At 45.0% G+C, this 21,698-nt stretch carries 15 protein-coding genes and 1 tRNA gene; 7 read left to right on the forward strand and 9 right to left on the reverse strand.

Going from position 1 to position 21,698, the window contains the following annotated elements; all coding sequences use genetic code 11:
• Positions 1-413: 413 nt before the first annotated feature.
• The 4 genes from NG796_RS12570 to hisF all read right to left on the reverse strand — a co-directional run bounded on the left by NG796_RS12570 (position 414) and on the right by hisF (position 3,998).
• Positions 414-1,703 (reverse strand): Glu/Leu/Phe/Val family dehydrogenase, encoded by a 1,290-nt coding sequence (locus NG796_RS12570; RefSeq protein WP_261207155.1) that lies wholly within the window; start codon positions 1,701-1,703, stop codon positions 414-416.
• Between the two features lie 605 nt (positions 1,704-2,308).
• A tRNA-Ala gene (locus NG796_RS12575) sits at positions 2,309-2,381 on the reverse strand.
• Between the two features lie 154 nt (positions 2,382-2,535).
• On the reverse strand, positions 2,536-2,841 hold the full coding sequence (locus tag NG796_RS26450; protein WP_317619302.1) for a hypothetical protein: 306 nt from the start codon (positions 2,839-2,841) through the stop codon (positions 2,536-2,538).
• A 386-nt stretch (positions 2,842-3,227) separates the two neighbouring features.
• Positions 3,228-3,998 (reverse strand): imidazole glycerol phosphate synthase subunit HisF, encoded by a 771-nt coding sequence (gene hisF / locus NG796_RS12585; RefSeq protein WP_261207157.1) that lies wholly within the window; start codon positions 3,996-3,998, stop codon positions 3,228-3,230.
• 154 nt (positions 3,999-4,152) lie between these two features.
• On the opposite strand from hisF, the gene NG796_RS12590 reads away from it, so the two are divergent.
• Positions 4,153-4,350, forward strand: a complete 198-nt coding sequence (locus NG796_RS12590) for a DUF2862 domain-containing protein (RefSeq protein WP_261207159.1) — start codon at positions 4,153-4,155, stop codon at positions 4,348-4,350.
• A 98-nt stretch (positions 4,351-4,448) separates the two neighbouring features.
• The gene (locus tag NG796_RS12595) at positions 4,449-5,546 is read left to right on the forward strand and encodes an ArsA family ATPase (protein ID WP_261207161.1); all 1,098 of its coding nucleotides are present in this window, start codon (positions 4,449-4,451) and stop codon (positions 5,544-5,546) included.
• 106 nt (positions 5,547-5,652) lie between these two features.
• On the opposite strand, the gene NG796_RS12600 is transcribed toward NG796_RS12595, so the two are convergent.
• Together NG796_RS12600 and NG796_RS12605 are read right to left on the reverse strand one after the other, a co-directional pair.
• On the reverse strand, positions 5,653-6,642 hold the full coding sequence (locus NG796_RS12600; RefSeq protein WP_261207162.1) for a hypothetical protein: 990 nt from the start codon (positions 6,640-6,642) through the stop codon (positions 5,653-5,655).
• Positions 6,643-6,645: 3 nt separating this feature from the next.
• Positions 6,646-8,235 carry an MBOAT family O-acyltransferase gene (locus tag NG796_RS12605; protein WP_261207163.1) on the reverse strand — a complete coding sequence of 530 codons (1,590 nt, stop codon included), beginning with the start codon at positions 8,233-8,235 and terminating at the stop codon, positions 6,646-6,648.
• 478 nt (positions 8,236-8,713) lie between these two features.
• On the opposite strand from NG796_RS12605, the gene chlG reads away from it, so the two are divergent.
• The 5 genes from chlG (at position 8,714) to psb35 (ending at position 14,333) form a co-directional block, all read left to right on the forward strand.
• Positions 8,714-9,781 (forward strand): chlorophyll synthase ChlG, encoded by a 1,068-nt coding sequence (gene chlG / locus NG796_RS12610; protein WP_261207164.1) that lies wholly within the window; start codon positions 8,714-8,716, stop codon positions 9,779-9,781.
• Between the two features lie 239 nt (positions 9,782-10,020).
• Positions 10,021-12,156 carry a transglycosylase domain-containing protein gene (locus NG796_RS12615; protein ID WP_411268806.1) on the forward strand — a complete coding sequence of 712 codons (2,136 nt, stop codon included), beginning with the start codon at positions 10,021-10,023 and terminating at the stop codon, positions 12,154-12,156.
• A 141-nt stretch (positions 12,157-12,297) separates the two neighbouring features.
• Positions 12,298-12,780 carry a DUF262 domain-containing protein gene (locus NG796_RS12620; protein ID WP_261207166.1) on the forward strand — a complete coding sequence of 161 codons (483 nt, stop codon included), beginning with the start codon at positions 12,298-12,300 and terminating at the stop codon, positions 12,778-12,780.
• 341 nt (positions 12,781-13,121) lie between these two features.
• The gene (locus tag NG796_RS12625) at positions 13,122-13,886 is read left to right on the forward strand and encodes a hypothetical protein (RefSeq protein WP_261207168.1); all 765 of its coding nucleotides are present in this window, start codon (positions 13,122-13,124) and stop codon (positions 13,884-13,886) included.
• Between the two features lie 252 nt (positions 13,887-14,138).
• Entirely contained in the window at positions 14,139-14,333 is a 195-nt protein-coding gene (psb35, locus tag NG796_RS12630; protein WP_207088968.1) for a photosystem II assembly protein Psb35, read from the forward strand.
• 65 nt (positions 14,334-14,398) lie between these two features.
• Here psb35 and NG796_RS12635 read toward each other — a convergent pair whose 3' ends face one another.
• The 3 genes from NG796_RS12635 to NG796_RS12645 form a co-directional block, all read right to left on the reverse strand.
• Positions 14,399-15,769, reverse strand: coding sequence for a 16S rRNA (cytosine(967)-C(5))-methyltransferase (locus tag NG796_RS12635; RefSeq protein ID WP_261207173.1), 1,371 nt, complete (start codon positions 15,767-15,769; stop codon positions 14,399-14,401).
• A 187-nt stretch (positions 15,770-15,956) separates the two neighbouring features.
• Positions 15,957-16,448 carry a PspA/IM30 family protein gene (locus NG796_RS12640; RefSeq protein WP_261207175.1) on the reverse strand — a complete coding sequence of 164 codons (492 nt, stop codon included), beginning with the start codon at positions 16,446-16,448 and terminating at the stop codon, positions 15,957-15,959.
• A gap of 149 nt (positions 16,449-16,597) precedes the next feature.
• The gene (locus NG796_RS12645; RefSeq protein WP_261207177.1) at positions 16,598-21,685 is read right to left on the reverse strand and encodes a PAS domain S-box protein; all 5,088 of its coding nucleotides are present in this window, start codon (positions 21,683-21,685) and stop codon (positions 16,598-16,600) included.
• Positions 21,686-21,698: the final 13 nt, after the last annotated feature.

Consider the following 21,698-nt stretch of genomic DNA (forward strand, 5'->3'; position numbering starts at 1 on the left):
TTCCTCACCGCGCTTTACTACTTTAACTAACCCACCGGGGTTTGTCAAGCGTTTTTGAGGATTTTTTTTGACTTTTTTGGAAAAAAGTCTGAAAGCCTTTCACGGGGAGAGTTTGAAGAAAGAACTTTTTTTGGAAATGGGTTGGCAAGGTTGAGTTAAGACCGATCGCCCTGAATAAAATTGCTCAATCCTCAGACAGATGAGGGTCCGATCGCCTTTCTTTACCCCATGTAGTTTTTCGAGAATAGTGATCGCCTTGCAGATGAAACCAGGGCTAGGGAGATGAGATTGACACTCCCAGGATCCTCAGCCAGACATTTCTATAGCCAGACATTTCTATAGCCTTTATCTATATATAGGTAGCAAAAAACCCCGGTCTCCAGTGGGAGGCCGGGGTTTAGGGTAATCCTGGATTATGGATATAGACCCCGATCGCGTAAAGCCTCAGCCACGCGCCCTACTCCTAACATATAGGCCGCTTGCCTCAGGGGAATCTGGCGGTTTTGGGCTAGTTCGCTGACTCGCTGATAGGCGCGCACCATCAACCCTTCCATTTCGCGATTGACCCGTTCCTCATCCCAAAAGACGTAGGATTGACCTTGGACCCATTCCAGATAACTGACCACCACGCCTCCGGCATTGGCTAAAATATCCGGGAGGACGGTGACCCCTCGCGCTTCTAGGAGGCGATCGCCCATTAAGGTAACCGGCGCATTTGCAGCCTCTGCCACGATTTGCGCTTGGACTTGATCAGCATTTTCTTCAGTAATTTGGTCTTCTAGGGCTGCTGGAATCAGGACATCACAGGGTAGGGCTAATAATTCTGAGTTAGTAATCAGTTCTGCGTCGGGAAATCCTGCCAAACTACCCTTATTCTCTCGGGCATATCCTTCCAGTGCCGGAATATCTAGACCATTTTCGGCGAAAAATGCGCCAGAGATATCAGACACGGCAATAATTTTGGCCCCTGCTTCATGGAGTAACGCGGCTGCTGCTGCGCCAACTTTACCAAAACCTTGAATTGCAATCCGGGTTTGAGATAAGGTTTGTCCCCGTTCTGCTAATGCTTCCCGGATGGTAATCATTACGCCCCGTCCCGTTGCCATCGCCCGACCTTTGGAACCACCGATGGATAACGGTTTTCCGGTGACGACTCCTGGGACGGCATGACCGACGTTCATGGAATAGGTGTCCATCATCCAAGCCATTTCTTGAGAAGAGGTGCCAATATCTGGGGCTGGAATATCGATCGCCGGTCCAATGTCTTTAATCAGTTCATTGGTATAGCGTCGAGTAATTCGTTCTAGTTCCCGAACGGTATAAAGTCGGGGGTCGATGGCAATGCCGCCTTTGGCCCCTCCGTAAGGAATCCCAACTAAGGCACATTTCCATGTCATCAGCATGGCTAAGGCGGATAATTCCTGTAAGGTGACGGCGGGATGATAGCGAGTACCCCCTTTATAGGGCCCCAGAACGTCACAATGTTGGACTCGATGTCCGGCGAGGACTTGAACCTCACCATTATCTAAAAGCACGGGAATGGAGACGGTGACGACTTTGCGGGGTTGTTCGAGAATCCGCAGAATGTTCGGATCCATTTCTAAGGAGATCGCAGCTTGTCCGAGGTAGGTACAGGCCCGGTCGTGGGGGCAAATGTAGGCCGGAGAGGGCGCAAGTTGTGTTATGGGCGTTGATAAAACCATAGATTTATAATTTGGGGAATGAAGGTCGGAGCAATCGATGATCCCGTGCCGGACTAAAGTTAGGCGATCGCGGCTGAGGTGGCGCGGGATGTCAGCACGCTCTGATTAATTTCCTTGTTATTTGTAGCCTAACCGAAAAATCCATATAAATTGTAAATTTCGTATAAATTGTAACAGTTTTATTGTGAAAATTTGGTACGTTTCTCCGCCTAAGTATTAAGACTGATAGAACGCAGGGAGCAACGAGCGATCGTCTGATTTAATTCAGGACAATGATGACCCATACGAGTTGGGGATCACGATTGAAATAAACAAAGGTTGATAGGGATCGCGAGGAACGAGTTTCTCTCCAAACTGTGTTGGTGATGAATTCCGTCGTTTTTTTCTTCGTTTTCTGCTGTTGAGCTAAGGGTGCGATCGCCGCTAGGGCTGGTTTATGAAGGGTGATAATCAGAGACTGTAGCGCCCTGTGACTATTGCTAAATTCAGGGAAAGTTTTGAGTCTTGAAGCGCGCAACTTGAGAACAGAGAGAGCTTGCCTGTCCCCGATGCAAAACAAAAAAAAGAGGAACACAGTAATACTGTGTCCCTCTTTTTGTTTCAGATGGAGCTAAGCGGACTCGAACCGCTGGCCCCCTCAATGCCATTGAGGTGCTCTACCAACTGAGCTATAGCCCCGTTCAGCGCTTTATTATATTGGCACGAACCCAATTAATTTGTCAACTAGGTTTATAAAAAATTTTTTGAATGTTCTGTCAAAGTCTGCTAATGCTTGCCCAGAGAGGATTTCAGGGTGGATAAACTGAGTCGATCACCTTGTGGAATCTCGGAACTATGGCAGCCGTGGGGCGCGATCGTTCATTTCAGAATACTCTATAGTCCCCGTTTCTATCCAAGGATTCACACTCACCGCGCTGGTGGAAGTGTAATAAGACTCTAGCACTCCTCGATTCGCCATTTCTCGGACATACAACATATAGTCGCCCATCAGGAAATAGACAGCCATCATTGCTGCCGCAGCCATTGCGACTAGGGTCCCTGCAAGCATGAGCGAAAATTCATTTTTATCGACGGCTTGCTGCATCAGGTGCAGGGACCAGGCCACCAAAGCTATGACGATTATGAGGATCAGAATCATAACTTTACATATATTCCCCGATTACTTTACATATTTTAACATCCTCTCAGATTAAGTGGGTAGAGTTACAGAAAAAATCCCCCTCCTACCCATTTGAAAGGAGAGGGAACAAAAATCTATGTAGGGTAAGGATTAGAATGCAATTTGCAGGGATAGAGAGTGGCGGTTACATGGTAAACCTTAAGACAATATTCATACTTCAGACAGAGGGCAAAGAATTAAGGGGGAATGAATACCAGGGTCGCGATCGCGTTCGGGATGAAGTCTATAAAAGCCCGCACCCTTAAAAGTGGGGCTATACGGACAAAGCCCGCCTGCGCGGGCTGAGGTTGGGGGCTTTCAGGTAGGCAGAACCCACCCAAGTTGAAAGCAGTTTGGACTGCCCTTTACAATTGACGGATGGGCACTTGCCGTTCGGCGAGGTAGGTTTTAATCTCAGAAACGCTGAGTTGGCCGTAATGTAACAAAGAGGCAAGTAGGGCCGCTTCCGATTGGCCGGTGGTGAGGGCTTCATAAATATGTTGGCAGTTTCCGGCCCCTCCGGAAGCAATCACGGGAATTTGGACTTGTTGGGCGATGGTACGAGTCAGTTCTAAGTCATAACCCGCCTGAGTGCCGTCGGCATCCATGCTGGTGACGAGTAATTCTCCACATCCGCGTTGTTCGACTTCTTTCGCCCAGGCGATCGCATCGATGCCGGTATTTTCACGACCCCCGCGCACATACACATCCCAACCGGGCTTTTCTGGATCCGTGCGGCGACGGGCATCGATCGCTACGACAATACATTGATTCCCAAAGCGATCGCTGGCTTCATTAATAAAATCCGGGTTTCGTACCGCTGCCGAGTTGATGCTGATTTTATCGGCCCCGGCTCTTAACAATTTTTTAATAGTTTCTAAGGATTGGATCCCGCCCCCGACGGTGAGGGGGATAAAAACCTGTTCGGCAGTGCGGTACACCACGTCAAAAATTATATCCCGGTCCTCATGAGTGGCAGTGATATCCAGGAATACCAACTCATCGGCACCGGCTTCATTGTAAACCTGAGCGAGTTCTACGGGGTCTCCGGCATCCTTGAGGTTGACAAAGTTGATTCCCTTGACAACACGACCGGCTTTGACATCTAAACAGGGTAAGATTCGTTTGGCAAGCATGATGAGTTCGGTTAGGGGACTAGAGAAGACCGCAGGAACAACGGAACAAGGCAGAAAATTCCTCCCTCAACCTTTGTCCAAAGGCTTCATAATCAGCGACAAGCACTGATAAACTGTGGAATGGTTCAATCAGAGGAAACCCACAGGATTTCAAATGAAAATCGGTCAAAAGGTCAAAGTTACCCGCCTTAGAGAAAGATTGTCGGCTGATACGGTCGCCAAAATTAAAACCAATCCCGTCGGCACAATCAAAGATTTTAAAATGACGGATGGCAGCGGTGTTGGCGTGGTGGTTCAGTTGGATAGCGGAATCACCACTTGGTTCTTTGAGGATGAAGTCGAAGCCCTGTAAGGGGGGCGATCGCGGTGGTAACAGTGGGGAAACCAACCTGTCACTCCCGCGATCGACCATTAACATAAGAAAGGTCCCGGGGAAACAAACAGAAACAAATGGCCTTAATTTTGACCTTTTTAGGAAAGGGTGGGACTGGAAGAACGACCGTCGCGATCGCTGCTGCCAAGAGATTTGCATCCCAAGGTAAGCGCGTATTGCTCGTCGGCCAGGATAGCAGTCCCGCTTTTAGTTTACTCGTCGGTGTGACCGTCACCTGCGATCCCATAGAAATCGGCGCTAACCTCAAAGCAGTACAGTTGGAATCAGCGGTACTGCTGCAACGGAGTTGGCAGCAAGTCAAAGATTTGGAAGCGGAATATCTGCGGACTCCGTTTTTTAAAGAAGTTTATGGCGAAGAATTGGGGGTGTTGCCGGGGATGGATAGTGCCCTGGCACTGAATGCCCTGCGCGAGTATGATGCCAGCAATCAATATGATGTGATCGTTTACGACGGCAGAGGGGATAAAGATACCCTGCGGATGCTGGGAATCCCCGAGATTTTAAGCTGGTATATTCGTCGTTTCCGAGGGGTGTTGGGTGAATCGGAACTAGGGAAAGCGCTGTCACCCTTTGTGCAACCTGTTACCAGTACCGTGTTTAATACGGGCTGGTCCTTGGATAATGTCGGCGGTAAACCGGCAGAACAAGCAACGGATTTATTGGAAAAGGGGAAACAATCCGTGGGTGACCCCAATCGGGTGATTGCTTACTTGGTGACGACGGGCGATCGCCTTGCGGTGGAAACCAGTCGCTATCTCTGGGGGAGTGCTCAACAAGCAGGACTCACCATTGGCGGATTGATTTGTAATTTAACCCCAGTCACCGATGAAGTGGTAGAACAATTTGCACCCCTGCCGGTAACTTCCCTTCCTCAGATGGAGGGGAACAATTGGGAACCCCTGATGGATGCATTGCCAGACTTCAAGAAACCCGCAGGCGTCCCCCAACCGATTGAAGTGGACCGGGTGAATAGTCAAGTGAAGCTATTTTTGCCCGGTTTTGACAAAAAACAAGTCAAGCTGACGCAATATGGTCCAGAAGTGACCATTGAAGCGGGGGACCAACGGCGTAATATTTCCTTGCCTCCGGAGTTAAAGGGGAAAGCCGTTAAAGGGGCGAAGTTTCAGCAGCAATTCTTAGTTATTTCGTTTTAATTTGTTTTAAACGGTGCGATCGCCCGTTGGAGAGGTTCCGGTTGGACTGGAGGCATCCGACGGGCGATCGTATTTAGAGAGAAAACTATAGAAGGGTAAGTAGATCTTAGGGAAATTCTTTACGGTCAGTTAAATAGGGTAAAAGTAAATCAAGGGTTTGGCGAGTTCTCTGACTGACGCCGCGATCGTGAAGATGGTAAATTGTATCGTAAAACATGGATTTTTCGTACATAAAGTCTTTCGGTTCACCCAGAATCGGTACACCAATTTCGTGATAAAAATCTTTGATACTTTGAAAATAGGCTTGTTGCTGGGGTTGTTGGTAAACGTCAAATTTAACCGTATTGGGCCAAGTGGCCAGGACTTGAATACCATTTTCTCGGGCCCATTTTACAAATTCACGGATATTGTTCATCCCGTAACTAGGCTCAATATATCCTTGAAGTAAAAACGGTTCTAGCGCATCAATGATTTCAATCAACTTAGCATTGATATCTGCTTCTTTATTTCTAAGGGTGTCTCCATATTCATTTAGGTGAATACTAGGATTTTCTGGAAGTTTTTCGGGTAAAGAACTGTTGATTTTTTTAAAAATACCCTGAAATAAACGAACAAATGGAATTCCTCCGATAAGCCGAAGTTGTTGAAGGGGTTTTAAAGAAAATAGATATTCAGTATCGTAACTCATTACATAGTCAATCAAAACATCATTAGGAATACCGAGGTCTCGATAAAAGTTATATTCAAGAGTAAGAAGAATAATGTCTTGGGGTTTAGCCCATTCTCGGACTTTACTAAAGAGGTAATCTGTTCCCATTGCGGCCTGAGTCCCCCCATTGACACAAGCTAGGCCAGTCTCTTCAGAGATAGCCTTGCAGCTAATGCCGTATAAACCATTAGAACCAGAAACAATGATTAATTTAGGAGTTTGGATTGAACGAGCAATTTGCGATTTATAAACATAGAGATGGTTAATCCAACTGGATAGTTTTGTGGTAGGAACTCCCAGTTGGTAAAAAACCGAGCCAAAGAAAATCACCCAACATATTAAGAAGGTAGAAACAAGTAGACGTAAATAGCCTAAATATTTTTTCATATCTTAAAAATTAAAGTATAAAAATTCACTTTCAGGAACCCCTAAAAATGTTTTTAAAAGAATAAATGTAGCAATTCCCATAATAATAGCCCAGATGAAATTTGGCTGCCATGCTAGGAATTTTAAGGGGGAAATTTCGGGAATTTTGGAAAAAATTAGTTCCTGGGTTTGCAGGGGATTATCCCCTTTCATTAACTGGTAAGTATTGGGACATAATAAGGCAATGATTAGCAGGATTAAGCCCCAAATATAAGTCCAAATAAACTGTTCCCCCCCAAAAGATTTAAATGTAATCCCCAAACTGGCTAAACCGGCTTTGATAAATCCGAGTTTATTGGCGATCGCTAAGGGAATCGATATACCATTTTCTCCCATCATTCCCTGCACTAATAACAAGGCTGTATCTAAGTTATTAGCTCTAAAAAAGACCCAAGCTACGATCACAGCGATTAGAGTAATTCCGCCACTGATAAACCGAGTCCAGCCTGGATTAGATTGGCGATCGCCTCTCCACTTTTTACAAATCGCTCTCCATTGATTATTGATGACTAAATAAATTCCATGTAACCCGCCCCATAACACAAATGTCCAACCGGCACCATGCCATAAACCTCCTAACAACATGGTAATCATTAAATTGATTTGACGGCGAAATTCTCCGTGACGATTTCCCCCCAGGGGAATGTAAAGATAGTCTCGCAGAAAGCTAGAGAGGGTAATGTGCCATCGCCGCCAAAACTCGATGATGCTTGTTGCTTGATAGGGTGAATAAAAGTTAAGGGGTAAAGTTATTCCAAATAACAGTGCAGCACCGATCGCCATATCCGAGTACCCAGAAAAATCATAGTAAAGTTGCAACGAATAGGCGATCGCCCCTCCCCAAGCCTCAAAAAATTGGATGCGGGTCCCCTGGGCTGCGGCATTAAAAATTGGATTTGCATATCGAGCCACATTATCCGCAAAAACCATTTTTTTAAACAGTCCTATTATAAAAATAGTACAACCTATCGCAAAATTTTTATAATTAAATTTATAAATTAATCGATTATAAAACTGAGGGATTAAATCTTTGTGATGAACAATGGGTCCAGCAATGAGTTGGGGAAAAAAGCTGACAAACAGTACATATTTTAATAAACTATATTTTCCAACTTCTCCTCGATAGCAATCTACTAAATAAGCAATTTGCTGAAAGGTAAAGAATGAAATCCCTAACGGTAAAATTAAATCGAGAGATTGATGCGACTCAATGGGGAGTATGAATTTTAAATTATTTATAAAAAAATCAAAATATTTGTAATAACTAATAATTGCTAAGTTAGCGGCCAGCCCTATAATGAGAATTATTTTTTTATTAACAATAAAACCACCAATTTCGTCCCGCTCTAATGCTAGACCAATTGTATAATTTATGCCAATAGAAAATATTAACAGAAGAAGATAAGGGGGGTTCCACCAAGCATAAAAAAATAACGATGCTACAACTAAGGCAGTGATCGCCCAGAGATAATAACCGCGTTTTCCAAGCTGGTAAAAGAGCCAGAGCGCCAGAGGTAAAAAAACACCAATAAATTCTAATGAATTAAAGAGCATAGAATTTAGATCGATTGTAGTAAACTGAGCTGCCGGTTTTGTGCAAATGTTTCCTGAAAGCTCTCCGGTATGATGGGAAAGTAGACCGCTGACAATCCCAGAAATAACTTAATGGGGTTGCATCTGGCTTAATCCTTTGGCGATGAATTCAGAACAAGTTACAACGAAACCTAAGACGAATTCTGAGAACAAGTGTTATCTTATCAGATTTTTAGGTGGAGTGGATATCCAAACTTGGCTGGATCCAAGGAAAGGGGGTTTCGTGGAAATACGTCAAGGTTACGAGGGAATCTGAGGAAGAAAAAGCCCAGCCTAGGGACTTCATAATCCCTAACAAGGGATGATCTGTTACTGGTATGAATCCGGCTTAAATCCTGATGGGGGGCTATGGTGATATTTGAAGAGGCTCCAGTTCCCGTCAGATTGCATAATAAACTAGACTAATTACTTAACGAACCGAAACTCTCCCAAGTCTGATATGTCTAACCCTCCTACATCTGAATCCAATCTGTCCAACTCTCCCGATCGCGTGCCATCTCCAGAGGCTGCTACTTCAGCAACACCCATCCCGAGTGCTTCCCCTGAGTCATCCAACCGCAATGCTAGAACTCGGCAGATGTTGGGAATGAAAGGGGCGGATGTCCAGGAAACATCCATTTGGAAGATTCGCCTGCAACTGATGAAACCCATCACCTGGATTCCCTTGATTTGGGGTGTGGTGTGTGGGGCGGCAGCTTCCGGTAACTACGAATGGAAGTTAGAGCATATTTTAATTGCCGCCGCTTGTATGTTGATGTCTGGCCCTTTGCTGGCAGGCTACACTCAAACCATTAATGATTTCTACGATCGCGATTTAGATGCGATTAATGAACCCTATCGCCCGATTCCCTCCGGGGCGATCGCCGTCCCGCAAGTGATTAGCCAAATTTGGGTGTTGTTACTCGCCGGGATTGGGGTTGCCTACGCCCTGGATATCTGGGCGGGTCATGATTTTCCCACCATTACTGCCTTGGCAATCGGGGGTTCTTTCGTTTCTTATATTTATTCGGCCCCCCCGTTGAAACTGAAGAAAAATGGCTGGTTAGGAAACTATGCCCTCGGTGCCAGTTATATTGCCCTGCCTTGGTGGGCGGGACAAGCCCTATTTGGGGAAATTGGTCCCAAAATCATGGTGATCACCCTGATTTACAGTATGGCGGGATTGGGAATTGCCATTGTCAATGACTTTAAAAGCGTGGAAGGGGATAAACAACTGGGTTTGCAATCCTTACCTGTGATGTTTGGGGTCGGGACTGCCGCTTGGATCTGTGTTCTGATGATTGATATCTTTCAATTGGGAATCGCGGGATACCTGATTGCGATTCACCAAAACCTGTATGCGGCAATCCTGATTTTGCTGGTGATTCCGCAAATTACCTTCCAGGATATGTATTTTCTGCGGAATCCTTTGGAAAATGATGTCAAATATCAGGCATCCGCCCAGCCGTTTTTGGTGTTGGGAATGTTGGTAACGGCCCTGGCGATCGGTCATGCCAATATTATTTAGGGGTCGGCATCATTAAATCCTAACCCTGGTAAGCTGCCGGAACTGACAGGTTCCGGCTAAGAAATTAACCTCGGTGTATTTTTAGTGCAAATACTGATCCCAAGCTCTAAAATAAAACCCAATAGGCTCGGTAAGTGGCGGTGAGAGGAGTTGACGTGGCTAATTTTATTTCCAAGCTCAAAAATATCTCCAGGAGATTCGGGAGGGCAACCGGGAGCAAACCCAAAAAATCGGGGACTTTGCGTCAGCAAAACCCAGGCGATCGCCCCGGGGTTGACCCTTCAAACCCAACCCCTCTTCCCGGGTCTCCCCTCAGTTTAGCCCCAGGAGAGGGGGGTAGACCGTTGGAACTGGGCAAACCCTCCAAAGCCGGTAAACCTAATAAAAATATTCTATCCACCCTCAAACACCTCTGGGTTAACCCGGGCGGAAAACCCCTCTATCGTCGTCGCATCTTTTGGGTGGGTTTGGGTGTTGTCGTCGTCAGTAGTACCGCTGGAACCCTCGGCTGGGTTTGGTGGCGAATCGATCGCAGCTTACCGGATGTCTCAGAAATCTTTACCTTTGTCCGGGATGGAACGTTAACCATTACCACTAAAGACGGTACTATTTTGCAGCAAATCGGGCCCGCCACTCGGGACAAGCTGAAAATGCAGGACATCCCCCCACCCCTTGTTGAAGCCTTTATTGCTTCGGAAGACAGCCGATTTTATCAACATCGGGGATTGGACTATCAAGGGGTCCTGCGGGCAACGGTGGCTAATATCCTGGCTAGAGAGGTGGTTGAAGGGGGCAGCACCATTACCCAACAACTCGCCCGGATGGTCTTTTTAACTCAAGAACAAACAGCGGGACGCAAAATTCGGGAAGCATTTTTAGCCCGAAAAATTGAGAAAAACATGAGGAAGCAGCAAATCCTCGAACGCTACCTTAATTATGTTTATCTCGGTTCAGGTGCTTATGGCATAGCGGATGCCGCTTGGGTTTATTTTAGTAAGTCCGTGAATGAACTGACTCTCAGCGAAATGGCAATGATTGCTGGATTACCCCCGGCACCTTCAGCTTACTCGCCTTTAGTCAATCAAGAAAATGCCCGCATACGCCGCAATATTGTTTTACAGCGTATGACTGAACTCGGATACATTACCGCAGAAGCAGCGGATCAAGCGAGAGAACAACCTTTACAGGTACAAGCCAGTGCGCCAAAACGACTCAAAGTTGAAGCGCCTTATTTTACCTCTTACATTCAGAAAGAATTACCGAAGTTGGTGTCAAAAGAAGCCCTAGAAATGGGTGGATTGACAGTAGAAACCACCATTGATCTGAAATGGCAGAAAATGGCTGAACAGGTGGTGAAAGAGGCGGCAGAATTGGATGGACCTGCCCAAGGATTTGATCAGGCGGCATTGGTGGCGATCGCCCCAGATACGGGGGAAATTAAAGTGATGGTGGGAGGGCGATCGTTTGAGGAAAGCGAATTTAATCGCGTCACTCAGGCACAACGGCAACCGGGTTCGACCTTTAAAGGGTTTGTTTATGCTGCTGCGATCGCCGCCGGTTGGTCTCCCTACGATGGCTATGAAGATGCCAATTTTAAAGTTGATGGTTACAAACCCCGCAATTTTGGAGGAAAATATCGCGGCTGGGTTTCTATTGCTGATGCTTTAACCAATTCTATTAATGTCGTCGCAGTCAAAGTGTTAATTGATGTTGGCTTTGAACCCACCATTGAACTCGCTAAAAACATGGGCATCAAGTCGAAACTTGACCCGATTTATTCGTTAGCCCTGGGTGGCTCTGAAGTCAATTTACTCGAATTAACTAGCGCCTACGGCACGATCGCTGCTGAAGGAAAATATCACGAACCCCACGGCATCACCCGCATTATTGATCGCCGAGGGGACACCATTTACCAAGGAAAAACCCAACCCAAACAAGCCTTGGATAAAGAAACCTCTGCCATTGTTACTTGGATGTTAGAACCCGTTGTCCAATATGGTACGGGATCAGCGGCGCAGTTAGGTAACCGTCCCGTTGCGGGAAAAACCGGCACCTCTGACGAAGCGAGAGACCTTTGGTTTATTGGCTATATTCCTCAATTAGTCACCGGGGTTTGGTTGGGAAATGATGATAGTTATCCCACCTGGGGAAGCAGCAGTACCGCTGCTTTTACCTGGCGTCAATTCATGGAAAAAGCAGTGGAAGGAATGCCCGTTAAAGAGTTTCCGGAAATCCCCGAACGCTTAGATGGACGCAAAGAGTTTATCAAAACTAAGCCGGTAATTCCTAATAGTATTTTCTATGGAGATACCACTCCAGATAATGCTCAAACGGGTTCTGCCAATGCCGGGGACTACTCTGAAGGATATTACTAATTAGGCAGATGAGAATGGAGGAACACCCCAAGGATGTGCTAGAGTAATCCTTGGGGTAGGATATGAAACTGAGTTACCATGCTTGCTCTTTTCAACAAAAATTAATGCCTGATTTTCTAAATTAAAAGGAAATTGATTAATATGGGTGATTCTATTGACATTGACGACTTGATCAATGATGTAAAAAGAGGGAGAATTAGAATTCCATCATTCCAACGAGGTTTTGTTTGGGATCCCGATCGAGTTCTTTATTTTATAGATAGTATCTATAAAGGTTTTCCTTTTGGCTCTGTATTAATTTGGACAACTAGAAATCCTTTAAAAACCGAAAAGAATCTTGGTCCTTATAGACTGCCTGATAATAATCCAGAATATCCCCTAGATTATGTTCTTGATGGGCAACAGAGAATAACCTCTATTTTTGGGGTATTTCAAAATTCTCTTTTTCCCGAACAAAACGGAAATACTTACTGGACCAATCTATTTTTTGAAATAAATAGTTCTGAATCTGTACCCTTTAAATATTTAGAAGATTTTCAAAATTACGATCCACAAAAATATTTTCCACTTAAGTATGTTTTTGACTCCCCCAACCCAAATATAGACAGGCTACAAGAAATTTAGATGAAAGTTTAGCAAGCCAGATAGATGATTTAGTCCATCGCTTTAACAGAGCTAAAATTCCTGTAGCACGTTTTGAAAGCGAAGAACCGAAATATGTAGCAACGGTTTTTGAAAGGATTAACCGCCAAGGCGTTGAATTAAATATTTTTCAGCTTTTATGTGTATGGAATTGGAGTGAAAATTTTGATTTACAAGATAAGTTTAGAGAAGTTTCTGAAGAACTAGAACCATTTGGATTCAAAGAATTAGGGTCAGATTTACTCCTAAAATGCTGCTCGGCAGTAGTAAAGCAAAGTGTCAATCCAGAGGATTTTATTAAACTACCTGGAAATGAAGTCAGTATGAATTTTGATACAATTAAAAATGCCATACTTACAGCGATTGATTTTTTAAAAAAGGAACTTAATATTTTTTCTTTAAAAATGTTGCCTATGGACAACATATTACCTGTTTTAGCGTTATTTTTCGCTTTCTCTGAAAAACAACTCCCGTCCAAATCACATGAGCAATATGAAGCTATTAAAAGATGGTTTTGGCGTGCTTGTTTTTCTCAAAGGTATGCAAGGGGAGGGGCTAAAAGCACGTCCGTAGATTTGGCAGAAGTACAAAAAATGAAGGATGGAAAACCTCATCAACTTGGAGATTTTGATGTATCCTTAGATAATAGCTTATTTCTTAAAACCCGCTTCAGAATGTCTACAGTAATCACTAATACATTTGTATTGCTGTTAGCACAAGAAGAACCATTAAACTTTATTCAAGGCACAAAAATTTCATTAGGAGAAGTTTTGTCTCAAGCTAATCGAAAGGAGTTTCATCATATTTTCCCAAGAAGTTTTTTAAGCAGTCTGGGCATCTCTGATAATGATATAAATTGCTTGGCGAACCTTTCAATACTTGCTAGGAATGATAACAATAAAATCAACGATTCACCCCCCAATGAATATCGTATATCTATGCCCTCCGATCCAATCACATTTCAAAAAATAATGTCAACGCATTTTTGCCCAATCGAACCATTTTTAGAGAATGACTATAATCGTTTTTTACAGATCCGAGCTGAATTGCTATTTCAAAAAGCAAAAGAACTCTGCGATATTAAGTAAATTGGTAAAATGCGGGGATTTTAAGGAATCGGCTGATACATTCATTTTGGTATGCAGTCAGGCTGCATCCTCCCACTCAAGCAAACCTGGTGGAGAGATCGCCCCTCCACCCCCCAGCAACCTCCCTTCATCGCCAACCCACAAACTATAAGTTTTTCTAATTTTTAAATCTCCCCTAATATTCCTCTTTAGAGGGAGACAGGAGGTTCCCTCTTGCCGTAAGCTGTAAAGTGTAGTTTGTGAAAAACGCTTATGAATATCTTGATGGAAGTCTCTGCGGCTGCGGGGGCGAGTGCGAACAATTTTCCTGTAAGTTTTACCTTGGTTTATGTCGTAGGCTTTATTGCGGCAGTGACCCTGGGTTCGATTGCCTGGTATAACTCCAAGCGTCCCCCCGGTTGGGAAGATAAAGATCGTCCCGATGTAGTCCCCAAGGTTGATAAGTAAAACTTAAGTCAATACCCCCATAATAAAATCTAAGTCAGGGCGATCGCCGATTGATCGCCCTGACATTACTCTGTCTGGTGTTTCCTCAGTCTCACCATGAAAAATCCGTCCATATCATGATGGTGGGGCCAAACGGTGATCCAGCCTTCGGGTTTAGCAAAGTGTGCGGCAGGGGAATCGGTGGTGGGAGGGTCTATCTCCCAGGTGGGATGATGAGCGAGGAATCCTTGAATCACCTCTTCATTTTCTTTCGGATGAATGGTACAGGTGGCATAGACGAGGTGACCCCCAGGTTTCACCCAATGGGCGGTTTCTTCGAGTAATTCCCCCTGGAGTTGGGACAGTTCCTGGATATTTTCTGGGGTTTGACGCCAACGGGCATCGGCGCGACGATGAAGGGTGCCGAGTCCAGAACAAGGGGCGTCTAAGAGGACCCAATCAGCAGTTTGATGAAATTGGGTGAACTTGCGACTGTCTCCACTCAGGGTTTGAATGGAGTGAAGTTGAAGGCGATCGGCATTTTCTTTAACTTTTTTGAGTCGGGAAGGCGCTTTATCACAAGCCCAAATGGTGCCGGTATCTCCCATCATCTCTGCAAGATGGGTGGTTTTTCCTCCGGGGGCGGCACAGGCATCGATCGCCACTTGTCCGGGTTTGACTTCGAGTAAGGACCCAACTAATTGGGCGCTACTGTCTTGAATTGTCCACCATCCTGCTTGATATCCCGGTAAGTTTTCAATGGCACCGGCACCACTACATAAGCGCAAGGCTTGGGGTAAATAGGGCAATCTGGCAACTTGAACTCCGGCGGATTGGAAAGCAGTTTCGACTTCTTCGCGGGTGGTTTTTAAGGGATTAATGCGTAAATCTAGGGTTGGGGATTGGTTGAACCAGGTACAGAGTTTTTCAGTTTCTGCAACTCCCAGGCGATCGCACCAATGGGCAATTATCCAATCGGGGAAACTATGCAAGAGTCCTAATCGGGAGATTTCATCATCAGGAAGCACTAAAGGATCTGTATTTTCCGCTTCAGCTAATCGAATATATTGGCGTAATAATCCATTAACAAACCCTGCCAGTCCTTTAAATTTATTGTCTTTGGTTAATTCCACTGTCGTGTTGACAGCAGCAGAAACAGGAATGGTGGAAAGATACCGCAATTGATATAATCCTAGATGAAGAATGATGCGAAGGTCATCGGGCTGATGGGCGGATTTCTTTTTAGCGAGTTGGTCGATAATGGCATCTAGGGTTCGCATTCGGCGCACACAACCATAGACTAATTCGGTGGCTAATCTGCGATCGCTGGGAATAAGAGCAGATTCTTCCTGCTGTTTGGCTTGTTGCAGCCATTTATCCAGGGCAATATCGGCAAAAACACCCCGACGATGGACATCTCGGAGGGCTAAAAAGGCAATTTGGCGCGGATTAGACATTTATGATTGAGGGTTGAGAGTCAAGCAGGCAGTCGCCTTTTATAAAAATTGAGCGAAGATTCTGCTGTTCTAATTTAATGGGTACTCAGAATCAGTCAGACCTAAAATTATAAACGGTTTTGAACTCAGGGAAGGAAATTTTTTGGGGAATGCCTACTGTCCCGGGTAAAATTAGGATGGGAATTTTTTATAATTGATTCAGGCGCGATCGCAACTGTTCTAATTCGGCGTCAATTTCTGCAAAATCCAGATCCGGGAGGGCGTCTAAATCTTGTTCTAGGTTAGCCGAAGCGAGACTGGCTTGAAACATATCTCGTTCTGATTCTAAGGCAGCGAGTTGTTGTTCGAGAAGAGTCACAGTAGGAATTAATTCATCAAGTCGTTGTTTGAGTTCTTCTGCCTGTTTGGTGTAGCTTTGTTTGCGGGTTAAAAGTTCCCGGGCGAGGGGTTCATTTTGCTGTTTTAAGGCAAGTTTAGCAGATTCAACTAATTCATCGACTTGCTGCTGTGCAGTCTGATAGTTACGCCAGAGGACTTCTTGACTCAAGACAACATTTTGAACGCTTTGCTTGAATTCTTTCAAAGTTTGTTCGAGTTCACGTTGGTAGTCTTTCCGTTGATGTTTCCAATCGGTGATATTTGACCGAATCAGCCGATTAATGCGATCGCCTAATGCCATAGTCTCATCTCCTGCTGTAGGTTACGGGGGAAAAGTTTCCTCTATTGTAGCTTTTAAAATGGCTTCTTGTTCTCTGCAAAAAGCATAAATTAGCCCGTCTGCGCGGGCTATATTCTTTTAGTTTCCACTCAATTGGGTAGGAGATGATTCTAAACCGATGTTTTCTGACAAAAATGGTCCTCAAAAAAACATCGGACTTGTTCTAAAATAATCGGCAACTGACTAGCGAGTTCAGCCGTACCTTCCAAGGTTTGATGACGCGCTAAACTTTCTAATTGAGCCGCGATCGCAGACATGGAGAAAATTCCTACATTACTAGCAGCACTTTTAATTCGATGTGCACAATGCTCAACGGTTAGTAAATCTTGCTGCACTAAGGCGTGAGTAATCCCCTCAATATCTTCCGGAATTTTATCAATAAATACCCCCAAAAGTCGCTGTTGTAAAGATAAATTTCCTCGGGTTACTTTCAGTAAACGTTCCATATTAACCGGACATTCAGTAAGAGAAAGGGGTAAGGGAGAGGCGGGGTTCAGAGTCAGGAGGCTAGTGGGAATTGCCGTGGGTTGAATACGAGGAATTTTGAGGGGTGAGGGAACTTGTAGACAGTTATCCGGTCCCGGTTTTTTATGAATCCAACGGCGGATGGCAGCAGCTAAATCTTCACGTTCGATGGGTTTACTCAGATAATCATCCATCCCAGCATCGAGACATTTTTGGCGATCGCCTCGCATGGCATTCGCGGTCAGTGCAATTACGATAGTATGTCGTTGTGCTTCCTCCCTGCGGCGCAACTCTTTTGTAGCCGCATACCCATCCATCACCGGCATTTGACAATCCATCAAAACCAAATCGTAGGTTTTTTTAGTGAGAAATTCCAATGCTTCTATCCCATTGGTAACGCAATCAGGTTGATACCCTAACATTTCTAACTGACTTAAAATTACCGTTTGGTTAATCAGGTTATCTTCCGCTACTAAAATATTAATGGCATAAGCTGGGGTAATTTGCGTGTGTAAAGGTCCGAGAGGAGAAGCGTTGGAGGATGGACCATTCACCACATTAATCAGGGTATCAAACAATCTTGAAGCCCGGACGGGTTTAAAGAAATAACTGGATACCCCTTTAGATAACAGGGATTCGGCAATGTCTCTTTGACTTTGATTGGTCATTAAAATGACCTGAGTTTCGGGAAACAGATGAGACTCAAATAGATCACGATTGTAATGCAGGCTTTCTAATAGCTGTAATCCTTCTTGGGAGGGTAATTGTAAATCTAGTAACAGCACATCATAGGGTTGATTGAGCTTCACGGTTTCTTGCAACGCATTCCAAGCTTCTTTGGCATTCGCAGCATCATCGGTATGCATTCCCCAGGCTTGGGTTAACTCTCGAACAGACTGACGAATTCGCGGATTATCATCAACCACCAACACCCGTAAACTGGGCAGTTTACAGTGAGGACTAACCTCTATAGGAGTGAAATGGAGTTGTTTTTTAAACTCCGCCGTAAACCAAAAAGTAGAACCTTCACCGATTTTACTATCAACCCCAATTTGTCCTCCCATCATTTCTACAAGCTGCTTGCAAATTGCCAAGCCTAAGCCCGTCCCTCCATACTGACGCTTTGTCGAAGCATCGACTTGAGAAAAGGATTGAAAGAGTTTATTTTGCCCTTCGGGAGAAATGCCAATTCCTGTATCTTTGACACTCAGACGAATGGAAGCCGTTTCTTCTGTTTCTGCGATCGCGGAGGCTTGGATAATAATTTCCCCGACTTCCGTAAATTTAATGGCATTCCCCACTAAATTCAGTAAAATTTGGCCCAGTCTAACGGGATCCCCCTGTAAATTTCGGGTTAAGTTGGGGTCAAACAAGAAACTTAAGTCTAAACCTTTCGCTTCAGCTTGTGCACCTAATAAATCCAGAACTTGTTCGACACTTTCATAGAGATTAAAGTCAAACTGTTCTAAGTGCATTTCTCCGGCTTCTAGCTTGGAGAAGTCGAGAATATCATTAATAATGCTGAGTAAATGTTGAGCACTGGCGCGAATAGTTTTGGCATAATCGTATTGTTGGGTACTCAGGGGGGTTTCTAATAGCAAGCCAGCCATGCCTAATACGCCATTCATGGGAGTCCGAATTTCATGGCTCATATTGGCGAGAAATTGAGATTTGAACCGGGCCGATTCTAAGGCGGCTTCCCGGGCTTTTACTAATTCATCAATGCAATCGATCGCAATGGCAATTCCCCCAATTTCACCTTCTGCTAGATACCAGGGAGAAATTGTCCAGCGAATGTAGGTAGAAGACCCGTCTAATTTTTCCCAAAGGTCTTCCGTAACGGAAACAATTTCTCCTTGTAAAGCCCGTTGGTGAGCTTTGCACCAGCGTTCGGGAATATCCGATAAAACTTGATAGTAATTCCGCCCAATTAACGAGGGTTGAGTGCCATTGTTACTACCCGGGGTTTGAGGTTGCCCAAAAGAGTCTAAACCATGATGAGTTAACCATTGACTGGAATGGGCGAGGTAGCACATTTGGGTATCAAACATCGCGATCGCCACGGGTGCGCAATTCACAATCTGTTGTAACTGTTGTCGTTCCCGTTCGATCGCCGTTTCCATCTGCTTGCGATCGCTAATGTCACGCCACACCACGGCAAATCCATCCCCAAGTTTCGTCGCGCGGATATCAAAAGCTTCCCGGACAGGGGGACGATTTTTTATCCCATTTAAGTCCGGATTTCCCTCGGTTTCATATAAAATTAATTCTTCATTTAACGGTTCTCCCGTTTGGACAACTTGAGCATATTTACTAAACAAAACGCTTTGGCGCTGATCGGGCATCACTTGGCAAAAAGAACAGTCGTGAGTTATTTTATCTCGGCTACAATGACACTGTTGCCGTGCTGAAGCATTAACATATTCCCGCCGAAAATCAATGATTTCACCCGCTTCATTTCGGCAGGCAGAATAAATTCCAAAACAGTCCAGCATATTCTCAACAGAGGTTCTAAACCGTTCTTCACTGTGTAACAATTCTTGCTCAAGCTGTTTGAGATCCGTAATATCAATCGCAACGCCATCCCAGAGAATATCTCCATTCGGCTGGGGTTCGGGACGGGATTCCCCTTGCAGCCATTTAACTTTTCCCCCCGGGGTAATTACCCGAAATTTGCGTTTCCAGGGTTGGAGAGTTTGGGCCGATCGCGTAATGGATTCGTTAAAAATGGGCGAGTCTTCGGGATGAATCAAAGAACACATTAACTGGGCATTTTGTTCAATTTCTTCTGGCTCTAATTCTAAAATATCCCGGCAACCCGAACTCACATAGGGAAAAGAAATCGTGCCATCAGTAGTAATCAAATATTGATAAATTACCCCAGGTAAATTATCCGCTAATCGTTGGAAACGATTTTGAAGTTCCGTAACTCGAAGGGTTTCTTGATGGAGTGCATCTTCTACTGACTTGCGATCGCTAATATCCCGTCCCACACAATAGATCGATTGTTCTTCGGGAACTGGAACAGCAGACCAAGAAATCCATTTATAAGACCCATCTTGGGCGAGGTAGCGATTTTCAAAGGCGATCGCCTCTTTTGAAGCCAGCATTTGCTTGGTTTTTTTCTCCGAGAGTTCCCGATCATCGGGATGAACCCAATCTAGGGAAAACTGGCGGGAAAACTCCTCTGGACTATATCCCAAAATATCCGTAATCGCCGGATTAACTCTCTTAAAGTAACCCTCAAAAGAAGCGATCGCCATCAAATCAGCAGACACTTTAAAAAATTGTTCTAATTCCGCTTGGGCTTTTTGCCGCGCCACAATTTCGCTTTGCAATTGTCGGTTAGCGCGGGTGAGTTCAGCCGTGCGCTGGGCAACTAAATTCTCTAGCTGTTCTTGATATTTTCGTAAAGCCGCTTCGGACCGCTTGCGATCGGTAATGTCGAGAACGATCGCTTGCATTCGGCCATCGGGAAGCATTTTTGAACTCAATTCCACCGGCAATAAGGTATTATTTTTTCGCCGTAACCAATGTTCACTTCTGCGGGTTTCTCCCAACATGAGCCCTTGTAATGGACTGGAGAACATCTCGATTTCCGGTTGACAGGCGATCGCCTTGAAATTAAGGTGTAAAAGTTCTTCTCGGGAATACCCTAACATTTCGCAGGCCCGGGGATTTACATTCAGATAATTTCCCCGTTCATCGATAATGAAAATGCCTTCCGAGGCTTGTTCCATTAACTGACGATAATCCGTTTCTTGGTGATGAAGTTCCGCTTCTAACTGTCGTCGGGCCGTGATATCCGTATAAATACCAATAAATCCCACGATTTGATTGTATTCGTCCACGATCGCATCGGCGCGGACTGCAATCTGTAAACAGTCGCCCCCTTTCGACTTCATTTCGACTTCCCCTTGCCAGGAACCCCCCGAGGAAACCGTCTCGAAGACTTGCCGACTCAGGGCAGGGTCTTGATACAGCCTCCAGGGACCTCCGGCACTATTCAGTTCTTCCTGGGTATAGCCGAATAGCTGAGTGCAGGCGGAATTTTGATAAATCGGCTGTCCCATCAAATCTGAGATGGCGATCGCATCCCCGGTACTATCGACGGCTTTGCGAATCCTCAGCAGTTCCGACTCATATCCTTTTCGCGCCGTGATATCTCGACCTTCCGCAATCAGTTGGGTGACGCGCCCCCCTTCGCCCAACACAGGTCGAATGGAAAAATCCAATGTTCGCCGGGGACTTTTCAACCCGCCAATTTCCGTTTCATACCGTAGGCAGTTTCCCGATGCCGCCGCAGCGATCGCCTCAATCAGTCCCTCTTCATTCGGCTGATTCTCACTCCACCAGGGCGTTTGCCAAAAGGGGACCCCGATCACCTCGTCTAATTGCAAATCCCCCCAATCTAGGGCGGTTTGATTGACATCGAGAATCATCCCTTGGGGATTTAACACCGCCATAAACTGCAAGCTGGAGTTAAAAATTTCCCGAAACCGAGGGGTTTCATTTTGTGGGAACTTCGGGTTTGGAAGAGGGCGATCGCGGTAAATTAAATAGAGAAAAATTAAACCAATTAAGCAGTCAGCAAAGGCGAAGGCCGTTAGTATAGCAGGGCTTCTCAACGCCTCATCTATCAGATGGAGTTTAATTCCGTTTAAATTCCCTAGGTATGCATACCCGTAGAAAATGTCCGGTTCAAAGGCAAGAATTTGCTTTAAAAACTCCATAACCGATTCTTAT

It is taken from the genome of Laspinema sp. D2d (genome assembly GCF_025370755.1).
Classification (GTDB): Bacteria; Cyanobacteriota; Cyanobacteriia; order Cyanobacteriales; family Laspinemataceae; genus Laspinema.